This window comes from Mycobacterium sp. (assembly GCF_049647605.1).
GTDB lineage: Bacteria > Actinomycetota > Actinomycetes > Mycobacteriales > Mycobacteriaceae > Mycobacterium.
The window spans coordinates 1-11,993 of record NZ_JBARXZ010000115.1 but is presented as its reverse complement, the minus strand read 5'-3'; the positions used below and the strand labels follow the sequence as shown (position 1 = coordinate 11,993).

The window sequence follows — 11,993 nt, the reverse complement described above, 5'->3', positions numbered from 1 at the left end:
GGGGGCATTACGGTGGGACACGAAGACCTCCGAGATCGGTGAGCGTTCCTAGACAGCTCGCACTCCACTCGGAGGTCTTCTTCATGTCACCACGCCACGCCGTACCTAACGTCCGTGGTCAGTACATCTAGCCCGTGCCCCTCCTCGACGACGCGTCGTGTGCATCACCGCGCGGCCAGGTTCTTCATCGCCGTCGATATCGAGCACTCCGCCGCGCACGGCGACCTCGGCGCATTCGGCGACATGCTCAAACGATTCGCGGGCTCGAACGGTGATCGACCCATGACCGGACAGGAGAAAGGGGCATGGTGGTGGCAGTGACATTCGCGCACTTCGATGAGCAGATCGCCGACCAGCTGCTCAGATCGCCGAACACAGCAGGTGGACTGTCGAGGTTTCTGAGCTTTCGGCACACCGAACTCGCCGCCGGTCGGCTGGTGGCAGAGATGGAAACCCGTGCCGAACTGCTCACACCCTTCGGCACCCTGCACGGCGGATGTCTATCGGCGATGGTCGACCACTGTCTCGGAGTCGTGTTCTACCCCGTCATTCCGGCCGGATCATGGGTCGCCACCACCGAATTCAAGCTAAACCTGCTGCGACCCGTGTCCACCGGTGTGTGTGTCGCCGTCACCGACATCGTGTCGCTGGGCAAGCGCAGTGGAGTGGCGCGCATCGACATTAGCAACGGCGACAAAGCCGTCTGCGTAGCCCAGGGCACGGTCACGATCGTGAACGCCGCGGGCAACGCACTATGAAGGCGCTTGCTGCCGGGCCCACGCTTCGGGCGGACGACGATCTCGCCAGGAAGGTGTCATGACCTCCGCCGTGCAGCATCGGGTCCGAACCCAGGACGGGATCGCCCTGGCTGCGGACTGCTACGGCCACGATGACGCCCGTCCCGTCGTGCTGCTCCTGCACGGCGGCGGCCAGAACCGGCACGCGTGGAGCACTTCAGCGCGTCGCCTCCACGCATGCGGATACACAGTCGTCGCCTACGACACCCGCGGTCACGGCGACAGCGACTGGGACCCAGCCGGCAGGTACGACATCGAGCGACTCGCGACCGATCTTCTCGCCGTGCGCGAGCACTTCAGCGCCTATACCGCCCCTGCGGTCGTAGGTGCATCCCTTGGGGGCATGACCGTGCTCGGCACGCATCTGTTGACATCCGGGGCGTCGTGGGCGGCGGTCGTCCTGGTCGACGTCACCCCGCGACTTGAATTCCAGGGCGCCCGTCGCGTGGTGACGTTCATGGCCGCACATCCCGATGGCTTTAGCACCCTCTCTGACGCCGCAGAGGTGATCGCCGCGTACAACCCCCATCGCTCGCGCCCGGCCAACGTCGACGGCCTGCGCAAGGTGCTACGGCAGCGTCACGACGGCCGCTGGATCTGGCGGTGGGACCCGGCATTCATTCACTCCAACTTCGACTTTCTCCGCGACGAATCGACCACGGGAACGGAGCAATTCGACGCAATCAGCCACCTGCTGATCGACGGAGCCCGACGGGTCAATGCCCCAACACTTCTCGTAAGGGGCCTCTTGTCCGACGTGGTCTCCCAAGCCACCGTCGACGAGTTCAAGCAACTGGTTCCCCACGCCGAGACCGTCGACGTATCCGGCACCGGACACATGATCGCCGGCGACGACAACGACGCCTTCGGCTGCGCCGTCACCGAGTTCCTCGGCCGGAACCTCCTGTAGGTCGCGACGTTGGTCGAGCACCATCGATCGGCCAGTAGTCAGAACCGATCTTGACTTCACAGCGCGCGAAGCGGAGCCCATGAAGTGTTCTTCGGTTAAGGCCGACTTTGAACTGTGCCGGGCTCTGGTCGAGCTAGACGCCACTACGCACTTGCTGGCCACCATCGGCGTCGAAGAGTTCCTTGGTCCAGCGTTCGAGGATTTCTGCGCTGTCCCAGTCGTCGGGATGAAATCCGGCGCGGGTGTAGGAGCGAAAGCGCGCAATTGCTGCTGGGCTGAATAGCGGGTTATGACGGAAGGCTCGAAGGCTGCGCAGCAAGCGCACCGGGTTGTAGGCGGAACGGTCACCAGCCAGAGAGCGGGTGGTCTGGATGACCAACTCGCTGAACAAGAGGAGGCTGGCGATCCGCATCCCCCAGACCCTGGTGCGTTCGCTTCCACCGACCGTCTCGTAGACATCGAAAGCAACGGCCTTATGCTCGCATTCTTCCAGTGCGTGCCAGAGCAGAATAGGCCGCACTTCGGTGTCGCCGATCAGTTCTTGAGCTTCGTCGCTGGTGAGAATGATCTCGGCGAATGTCGCCGTGTAGTGCTCGAGGGCGGCCGTCACAGCCAGGCGCATCTTGGGAGAAAAACGCTTCTCAAGTCGGCCAACCAGCTTCTTGACATGCCGATCGATCCCCTCGGTGGGATAGCCCATTGCTTGAAGCCGATCGTTGAGCAGCCGATGCTGGTGTCGGTGGGTGGCCTCTTGTGCGATAAACCCCTTGACCGCCTCCTTGAGGTCAGCGTCGCTGATGTGGTCCCGGTACTCGCGGACTGACCGGATAAAGAAGTCTTCGCCTTCGGGGAACGTGGCCGACAAGGTGGACACAAAGTGGCTCATCACCAAGTCGCCATCAACGAAGTGCTGCCGACTGGTCCCAGCAGGCATATCGAATCGAACACGGCGGGGCTTCGGGACGACCCGTGCGGTGGGCCGTGTGGACGAATCGTCGCTCATGTTGTTCTCCCATTCGCCAAGGACGCGCTGTCAATCTGACTCTAAGCCTTGTCAGAATTAGATGGCAAGCTATCCACGTGGTTTCGGCGCGGGTGTATAGCGGAATGTCCGCCGAGGAGCGTCACCGGAACCGGCGCACCCGTCTCATCGAGGCCGCAACGGAGTTGATCGGCACGCGCGGCGTTGCCGCCGCCACTGTGACTGCCGTCTGCGCTGAATCGGGTGTCACGTCACGGTACTTCTACCAGCACTTCTCCGACCGAGACGCACTCCTGCGGGCTGTCTACCAGCAGCTCTATGCCACCTTCCAGGAGGTGATAGTCGACGCGATCCCCGATGCCGGCGAGCCACCGGAGGTATTGGCGTACGCGCCAATCCGCAGGCTGGTCGGCATGATCGACAACGACCCGCGGCTGGGTCGGATCCTGTTCGTGGAATCTGCAACCGAGCCGCTGCTCCGAGAGCTACGCAGCGAACTAATGGCAGGTTTCACCGACCTTGTCTTGCGCGAAGCCAGACTTCACCTCGACATCGCCGACTCTGCCGTGGGGGTTGCCCATTTGGCTTCGACCTTGGGCGTGGGAGGGCTATTCGAAGTCTTGCGCCGCCGACTCGACGGAGAACTGGAATTCACCACAGATGAACTCGTTCAGCACTGCGCAGGTTTCCTGGGCAGCCTAGGCAATTACGTGCTGCTGCAGAACACGGGCCAGTCGGCCACAACCGAAGCGCAAACCTAGAGCTAGCGGCCCCGCTACGCGATGTGGCCGTGCGTGCGCCCGACGACCAACGTCCGAGAACAGCAACAGCAAGACCCTGAACGGCATCCAAGGCCAGTGTCGTCGACTTACAGCGTCAGCCCTGGCTTCCAGAAACCCACTGAGTGTTCGATCATTCCTCTGCCCACTGCGACCGTCGGCCCGGTCCCGACTCGATAGCGGTCGCCGGCCCCTTCGCCAGCCGCGCGCTTTGCGCGGCCTGGCGACGACGGCCCCGCCACCACTTGCACTACATGCGGTAGCGTAGCGATACCGATAGTATCGCTACGATTCGCTACTAGTGGAGGCCCAGTGACCGACGGCACTGCAGATTCCCCAGGCCAGGCCACGCGCCGTGGCCAGCGGGACAACGGATCCCCCAACCCGGCCGAAACCCGCGAGTACAGCGAACGGTTGGCAGCGCTAGCCCGATTCACCCTCCGACACAAAGCGCTGGTCATCGGGGTATGGCTAGGCGCCGCGGTCGTCCTCGCGTTGCTGTTCCCCCAGCTAGAAACCGTGGTGCGCCAACAGTCGGTGGACCTCATCCCTCGCGATGCGCCGTCCTTGCAGACGGTTGACCGCATGAGCGCCGCTTTCGGCGAAGAAGGCTCAAAAACCATGGTGTTCGTCGCCATGGAAGACCCCAATGGCTTGACTCCGACTGCACGGCAGCGCTACGGCGAACTCGTGCGCCGGTTGCAGGGCGAAGGCAACCACGTCCTGCTGGTGCAGGACCTACTGTCCGATCCGATTACCGAAGCCCAGGCAGTCAGCGCCGACCGCAAAGCTTGGTACCTGCCCGTAGGTGTCACCGGCACCCTCGGAGACCCCACGGCCGCCGAATCGGTAAACGCGGTGCGCAACATCGCCGCCGAGGTCTTCACCGGCTCGACCACGACTGTGCAAGTGACGGGACCACCGGCAACCTTCAGCGACATGATCGCATCCGCCGAGCACGACCTGCTGCTGATCTCAATCGCTACCGCGGGCGTGATCGCCCTGATCCTGCTGATCGTCTACCGGTCGGTGTTCACCGCGCTGTTACCGCTGCTAGTAATCGGGTTGAGCCTGGCAGTCGGGCGCGGCGTGCTGTCCGCCCTCGGCGAGATGGGCATGCCCGTCTCCCAGTTCACCGTCGCCTTCATGACTGCGATCCTGCTCGGCGCGGGAACCGACTACACCGTATTTCTGATCAGCCGATACCACGAACAGCGCCGCGCCCAAGTACCCGCCGATCAGGCCGTCATCCACGCCACCGCCAGCATCGGGCGCGTCATCCTCGCCTCCGCCGCCACCGTCGCACTCGCGTTCCTGGCCATGGTCTTCGCGCGGCTCAGCGTCTTCGCCGCCCTTGGCCCCGCGTGTGCCATCGCCGTACTGTTCGGATTTCTGGCCACCGTAACCCTGCTGCCACCGGTGCTGTCGCTAGCCGCCAAACGCGGCATCGGTGAACCCAAACCCGATCGCACCCGCCGCTACTGGAACAGCGTCGCCGTCGCCGTGGTCCGCCGTCCCGTGCCACTACTCATCGTCAGCCTGGTCATCTTGCTCGCCCTGTCGGCAGCGGCAGCAACCATCAAAATCAGCTACGACGACCGCAAGGGCCAACCAGACACCACGGCCAGCAACCTGGGCTACCACCTGCTGGACCGCCACTTCCGCAAAGACGTCGTCATCAGCGAATTCCTCGTCGTGGAAAATCCGACCGACATGCGGACCGGCAAAGGACTGGCCGATCTTGACGAGATGGCCTCCCGCGTCTCCCAGATCCCCGGCGTCACCAAGGTTTCCGGAGTCACCCGCCCCACCGGAGAGCGCCTCGACCAAGCAGAACTGGCCTGGCAGAACGGCCAGATCGGCGACAAAATGGCCGGCGCCGTCGCCGAGGGCAACTCCCGCAAGGACGACCTCACCAAACTCACCGACGGCGCCGACCAGCTCGCCGACGGCCTCGCCCAACTCGACAGCACCGTGCGCACCGCCTTCACACCACTAGCCGGAATCCTCACCCAAGCCCAATCCGCAGGAACTCAGGTCAACCAATTCCGGCCGCTGCTGCAACAACTTTCCGCCACTGCCCCCGCCGTCGACCAAGCCATCCAATCCGGCCCAGGACTACGACCGCTGGCCAACCAAGCCCAAAACGCAATCACTCAACTCGACCCACTCGTCGGCGCCCTCAACACCTCACCCTGGTGCGCCACCACCCCACAATGCGCCCAAATCCGCAACCAGGTCCAGATCCTGGTCACTCTGCGCGACAACGGATTCTTCAACCAAATCGCCGACCTCGGGGACCGCTACGATCCCGCCACCAATGCCACCGTTGGTGGCACCCTCGCCAACGTCCAGAACGCAGTCGCCTCACTGGACAAGGCATTCGGAGCCCTGGGTGACCCCGCCGACCTGACCACAAATCTCCGCCGATTGCAGGACGGAATCGGACAGCTGGCCTCCGGCGCCCAAGCACTCGCCACCGGCGTCCGCACCCTCGCCGACAGCAACATCGAAATGCTGTCCGGCATGAGCCAGATCGCCACCCAACTACAGAACTCCTCGCGCGCAGCGGCCGACTCCGACTCCTCGAGCGGTTTCTACCTGCCCGCCAACGCATTCGAGAACCGGCAATTCACCGACGTCGCCGAACAATTCCTCTCACCGGACGGCAAAACAGCGCGGTTCATGATCGAAAGCAGCCACGACCCATACAGCGTTGAAGCCATGGACCTCGCCAGCCGCATCACCGACACCGCCAACACCGCACGACCCAACACGTCACTCGCCGACGCCACCGTGTCCGTAGCCGGCTTCCCCGCCGTCAACTCCGATATCCAACGACTCCTCTGGGCCGACTTCGCACAACTAGCCATCGCCACCATCATCATCGTCGGCGTCATCCTGGTCCTACTACTGCGCGCACTCCTAGCACCGCTCTACCTACTAGGCACCGTCGTGCTCAACTACCTCGCATCACTCGGCATCGGCGTCGTAGTCTTCCAATGGGGACTGGGCCACGAAATCGCCTGGCCCGTACCGCTGCTGGCGTTCATCATCCTCGTCGCCGTCGGCGCCGACTACAACATGCTGCTCGTCTCACGGCTCCGCGAAGAATCCGGAACCAACATCCGCGTCGGCGTCCTGCGCACCGTGGCAAACACCGGAGCCGTCATCACCTCCGCTGGCCTCATATTCGCCGCCAGCATGTTCGGCCTCATGGTCGGCTCAGTCGCCATCATGATCCAAGCCGGCCTCATCATCGGCTTCGGGCTGCTGCTCGACACCTTCCTCGTGCGCACCCTCACCGTGCCCGCCATCGCCACACTCCTACGCGAAGCCAGCTGGTGGCCCACCAAAGCAACAAACCCGCGACCCGGTCAGACCAACCCAGGAGGCATTAAGGACGCACCTCACGTGCTGGTCCAGGAGAGGTGAAAAGCGAACAGAGCAATACCCGGCGCTACATGCCGACCAGCGTGAAGGCGTATTCACCCCGAATGAATACGACCCCTGCGCCGGTACCTCGAATCTAAGACTTTTCTAAGAACCCCCGGGATGGTCGTGGAATTTTCCGCAGGAAACTTCGTACTGTCCGGGCCATGCGGACCCCTGTGTGCGCGTCATGGTGATGACGCTGCACAAGCTGACCGCCGGGGACGGATACCTGTACCTGGTGCGGCAGGTCGCTGCCGCCGACAGCACCGAGCGGGGCCGCTCCACGCTGGCCGACTACTACTCGGCCAAAGGCGAATCGCCCGGTCGGTGGATGGGGCGCGGCCTGGCCGGCCTCTCTGATACCGGCCGCTGCGAAGTCACACCCGCAGTGCGCGAGGAGATTTGGACTGTTGACGAGGGATCCGGCGTCAGTGAGGCGCAGATGCGCGCCCTCTATGGGGAAGGTCTGCACCCCAACGCCGAGCGCATCGACAGCTACGTCGCCGGCCGAAGCATGGGCACTCAGCATGCGGCCAGCCGCCTTGGGCGCAAGTTTCTGGTCCGCGACGGCGAGCCGGAGTTCGCGCGCCGTTTGGCGGTGGCCTTCCGCGATCACAACGCCGAAACCGGCGCGCATTGGAACGCCACGATCGCCCCCGACATTCGCGCCCAGATCCGCACCCGCGTGGCCCTGGAGCTGTTCGGCGAGGAGTACGGCCGCCCGCCCGCTGATGACCGGGAACTGTCGGGGTTCATCGCGCGTAACACCCGTGCGCGCACGACCGCTGTCGCCGGATATGACCTGACGTTCTCACCGGTGAAATCCGTGTCCGCACTATGGGCCATCGCTCCGCTGCCGGTGGCTGAGCAGATTGAGGCCGCCCACGATGCAGCGGTCGCCGACGTGCTGGAGTGGCTGCAAGATCAAGCCACTTTCACCCGCACCGGCGCTGGCGGAGTCGCCCAGGTCGACACCGAAGGGCTCATCGCCGCAGCGTTCACCCACCGCGATTCTCGTGCCGGTGACCCCGACCTGCATACCCACGTCGCGATCTCGAACAAGGTGTCCCACATCGACGCCAACGGCGTGCGTCGATGGCTCGCCCTGGATGGCCAACCGCTGCACCGTGTGACCGTCGCAGCGTCGGAGTTGTACAACACCCGCCTGGAAGCGCACATGATCGCCACCCTGGGCGTGCCGTTCGTCGAACAGTCCCGCGGACGAGGGAAACGGCCGGTCCGAGAGATCGACGGAATGTCAGCAGAACTGATGTCCCGGTGGTCGAGCCGGCGGGCCGCAATCAAGGCGCGCACCGCCGAGCTGTCCAAGCAGTTTCAGGCCGATCACGGACGCGAACCGACCAACACCGAAATCATCGCGTTGGCCCAGCAGGCGACGCTCGAATCGCGCGAAGCAAAGCACGAACCGCGCTCGCTGGCCGAGCAGCGCGACGTGTGGCGCACGCAAGCCGTGGAGGTCCTTGGACGCGACGGGCTGCACAGCATGCTGGCCGGTGTCCTGGCCGGCCCCAACCGAACCCGCACCGCACCCGTCATCGACGAGGAATGGGTGGCGTCGCGTGCTGGCGAACTCGTCGCCACGGTGTCAGAAGCCCGCTCCACCTGGCAGCGGCACCACGTGCGCGCCGAGGCGCTGCGCATCGCTCGAAACCACGACGTGGCGCACGATGTCGCACTGATCGAACGGCTCACCGATACCGCGCTCGGTGAGGCCTTTTCGGTGCCCCACGCTCGCGTCACCGACGCCGAGTTGAGCGAGCCTGTCGCGCTGCGTCGCCGCGACGGTGCCAGCGTCTACTCCCGCCACGGTGTGGCGCTCTACACCAGTCGCGACACCCTCGCTGCCGAGCGGCGCATTCTGGACGCGGTGCAGCGCTGCGACGGACGCGCCACCACCGCCGCCGATGTCGAACTGGCGCTCGCAGATTCAGCCGCGCGAGGACGCACGCTCAACCCCGGCCAGGCAGCCTTGGTATCAGAGATGGCGACCTCCGGACGCCGTGTCGCACTGGCGCTGGCGCCAGCGGGAACCGGCAAGACCACGGCCATGGCGGCGTTGGCCCATGCGTGGCGCAGCTCGGGCGGACACGTGATCGGCTTGGCCCCCACCGCCGACGCGGCCATCGTGCTTGGAGAAGACCTGGGCGCCACCACCGACACGCTCGACAAGTACGTCTGGTCCGCCGATCCAAACAAGGCCGCGATATCCGGTGTGCCCGACTGGTTCACCCACGTAGGCCCCGACACTCTCATCGTCGTTGACGAGGCCGGCAAGGCCGCCACCGCGGGCCTGGACGCCATGATTGCCGACGCGCTACGTAAAGGCGCGAGCGTGCGTCTGGTCGGTGACGACGGGCAGCTGTCGTCCATCTCCGCCGGCGGTGTTCTGCGTGACATCGCCGAAGCCACCGACGCGCTCACCTTAAGCGAAGTCGTGCGATTCAAGTCCCCCGCCGAAGCCGCCGCCGGGCTCGCGCTGCACGACGCCGACCCGGCCGGCATCGGCTTCTACATCGACCACCATCGCATCCATGTCGGCACCGACGAGACTGCCGCCGACATGGCCTATCAGGCATGGCGGGCCGACCTCGCGGCGGGCGGGGACTCCATCCTGCTCGCCCCGACCAACGACGTCATCAACGAACTCAACGCCCGCGCCCGCGCCGACCGCTTGGCCGCCGATCCCGAGGCTGCCGACTCGGCCAGCGTGATGCTGGCCGATCACCTGCACGCCAACGTCGGAGACACCATCCGCACCCGCAAAAACAACCGCCGGATCACCATCGGGCGCAACGATTTCGTGCGCAACGGTTACCGCTACACCATCACCGAAGTTCTCACCGATGGCAGCGTAAAAGCACGCCACCTACGCAGCGGACGCATCGTCACGCTGCCCGCCGACTACATCGCCGAACACGTCACGCTGGGCTACGCCGCCACCATTGACTCCGCCCAAGGCCTGACCGCAGGACGGCGCGACACCAAGGGCACCTGCCACATCGTCGGCTCCGACATGCTGACCCGCCAGCACCTCTACGTCGCGATGACGCGCGCCACCGACGAAAACCACCTGTACCTGTCCACTGCCGAAGGCGATCCGCACCGACTGCTCTCCCCCAAGGCAACCCACCCTGACACCGCCGTCGACGTCCTGACCCGCACCCTGGCCCGCGACGGCGCACAGGTGTCGGCCACCACCGAAGCCCGCCGCGCCGAGGACCCGGCGACCCGACTGCAGGCTGCGGCCGACATGTTCTACGACGCCTTGGGTGTCGCGGCCGAAAATCAACTGGGCGCCGGTGCTCGGGACCGGTTGGATGCCATCGCCGACGACGTGATCCCCCGGCTCAGCCAGCGCGAAGCCTGGCCGGTGCTACGGCGCAACCTCTCCGTCCTGGCCATCGGTGGCGCCGATCCTCGCCAACTGCTGACCGACGCGTTGGCCAAAGGCAGCGTCGACGACGCCGCTGACCCCGCCGCGGTTCTCGATCACCGCATCGACCCCGCCGGTACACATTCCGCCGGCATCGGGGTGCTGCGCTGGCTTCCCGGCATCCCGCCCGCGCTGGCCAATGACCCGCATTGGGGCGCGTACCTGACCCGCCGTGAACAGCTGGTCGAGGGGTTGGCCGACCAGATCCGCGACCGCGCACGGGCCTGGACCAACGCGACCGCCCCCGCCTGGGCACGCCCCTTGATCACCGTCAATCCGGCACTGACCGCTGAAATCGCCGTCTTCCGCGCCGCCACGGGCGTCGAGGACACCGACACCCGCCTCACCGGTGCGCGCCAATACCCCGTGCGGACCCGCGACATGCAGGCCACCCTGCAGCGCTACGCCGCCGCCGACATCGGCCGCCGCAGTGCAGACACCACCCGCTGGAACGACCTCATCGACGCCATCGACCCCCGCCTACGCGCCGATGCCTACTGGCCACAACTGGCCGCCCAGCTCGCCCAGGCCACCCGCACCACCCCCGACCTACGCCAGATCATCACCACCGCCGCCCGCCAGGGACCACTGCCCGACGAGCTGCCCGCCGCCGCGCTGTGGTGGCGCATCGCGGGAGCCCTGTCCCCGACCGCGACCCTGGCCACCACGCACTCGCGGCTACGCCCACCGTGGGTCACAGATATCGATGTCGTATTCGGAACGGCGCTGGCTGAAACCATCACCTCAGATCCGGCCTGGCCCGGCCTCGTCGCCGCCATCAGCGCCGCCGACCCGAACACCTGGACCCCACGCGACCTGCTCCATGTCGCTGCCGAACACCTCGCCGACGCCACCGACGCCGACCACCGGATCCCGCCGGGCGACTACGCCCGCCTGATCACCTACACCGTCGACGCCTTCACCCACCGGCTGCAAGCGCGTCTAGGCATCGACGTCGACGACCTACCCACGCCGCAGGACGCTCCGCTCCACCCCGACGAGGAAGCACTCTTTCCGCCCGACCCGGAAAGCCCCTTCGCCGAGGTCGACGAGGCCCCGCCCTTCGACGACTACTTCGACATCGCCCCGCCCGAGGACCTATCTGAATACGCGTCCGAGGAATTCGGAGACCTGCAATTCGAAGACCTCACAGCAAACCGCCCCATACCGGAATTGGGCATCACCATGGAATGGATTACCACCCTGCAAGAGGAATACCGCGACGTCAGCGCCGCCATCAAATCCCTCGACGCAGAAATTCGAGCAGGAAACGGCCCGGCTCTGCGCGGCGCAGCCGACGAGCTGTTAAGGATGCGCCGCCAGGTCGACGCCGACCGACCCTATGCCCACGCAGTGACCGCGGTGATGGAGCAGTGGTCCGACGCCGATGCCGTCTACAACGACAAACTGCGCATGGTCGAGCATGCCCGCACTCAGCTCGCACTCCTGCAGGCCAACCCCGACGCCGACGCGCTCGACATTGCCTCTGCCCGACAAGATGTCGCATTCTACACCGAGCTACTGCCGGACGAGCCGCCCTCGATGCAATTCCAGCAGGCCCTCGCCCAGGCGCAGGCCGCGCGCACCGCGGCCGCCGGCGGACACAAGATCGTCACCGAGCACGACATCGCCAAAG

General features: G+C 65.5%; 7 protein-coding genes. 6 read left to right on the top strand and 1 reads right to left on the bottom strand.

Annotation, left to right across the window (positions count from 1 at the left end; all coding sequences use genetic code 11):
- Positions 1 to 159 precede the first annotated feature (159 nt).
- The 3 genes from WBB07_RS14790 to WBB07_RS14780 are packed head-to-tail and all read left to right on the top strand — an operon-like array spanning position 160 to position 1,707.
- Positions 160 to 321, top strand: a complete 162-nt coding sequence (locus WBB07_RS14790) for a hypothetical protein (protein WP_156442342.1) — start codon at positions 160 to 162, stop codon at positions 319 to 321.
- The gene (locus WBB07_RS14785) at positions 306 to 758 is read left to right on the top strand and encodes a PaaI family thioesterase (RefSeq protein WP_011856883.1); all 453 of its coding nucleotides are present in this window, start codon (positions 306 to 308) and stop codon (positions 756 to 758) included. Before WBB07_RS14790 ends, WBB07_RS14785 begins: the two co-directional genes overlap by 16 nt.
- Positions 759 to 816: 58 nt before the next feature.
- A complete protein-coding gene (locus tag WBB07_RS14780) occupies positions 817 to 1,707 on the top strand; it encodes an alpha/beta fold hydrolase (RefSeq protein ID WP_011856884.1) in 891 nt (296 codons plus the stop codon).
- A 133-nt stretch (positions 1,708 to 1,840) separates the two neighbouring features.
- On the opposite strand, the gene WBB07_RS14775 is transcribed toward WBB07_RS14780, so the two are convergent.
- Positions 1,841 to 2,710 (bottom strand): metal-dependent hydrolase, encoded by an 870-nt coding sequence (locus WBB07_RS14775; protein WP_011856885.1) that lies wholly within the window; start codon positions 2,708 to 2,710, stop codon positions 1,841 to 1,843.
- A gap of 77 nt (positions 2,711 to 2,787) precedes the next feature.
- Between WBB07_RS14775 and WBB07_RS14770 the strand changes: the two genes are divergently transcribed.
- The 3 genes from WBB07_RS14770 to mobF all read left to right on the top strand — a co-directional run.
- Entirely contained in the window at positions 2,788 to 3,450 is a 663-nt protein-coding gene (locus WBB07_RS14770) for a TetR/AcrR family transcriptional regulator (RefSeq protein ID WP_234788922.1), read from the top strand.
- A gap of 330 nt (positions 3,451 to 3,780) precedes the next feature.
- Positions 3,781 to 6,903: an MMPL/RND family transporter gene (locus tag WBB07_RS14765; RefSeq protein ID WP_011856887.1), complete on the top strand. Its 3,123-nt coding sequence runs from the start codon at positions 3,781 to 3,783 to the stop codon at positions 6,901 to 6,903.
- A gap of 187 nt (positions 6,904 to 7,090) precedes the next feature.
- Positions 7,091 to 11,993, top strand: a 4,903-nt coding sequence (gene mobF, locus WBB07_RS14760; protein ID WP_526308919.1) for a MobF family relaxase, incomplete at its 3' end; no start/stop codon positions are given.

Excerpts from the sequence above, each read along its gene's own strand:
- WBB07_RS14775 (WP_011856885.1), bottom strand. The coding sequence starts at position 2,710 with ATGAGCGACGATTCGTCCACACGGCCCACCGCACGGGTCGTCCCGAAG.
- WBB07_RS14785 (WP_011856883.1), top strand. The coding sequence starts at position 306 with ATGGTGGTGGCAGTGACATTCGCGCACTTCGATGAGCAGATCGCCGAC.
- WBB07_RS14780 (WP_011856884.1), top strand. The coding sequence starts at position 817 with ATGACCTCCGCCGTGCAGCATCGGGTCCGAACCCAGGACGGGATCGCC.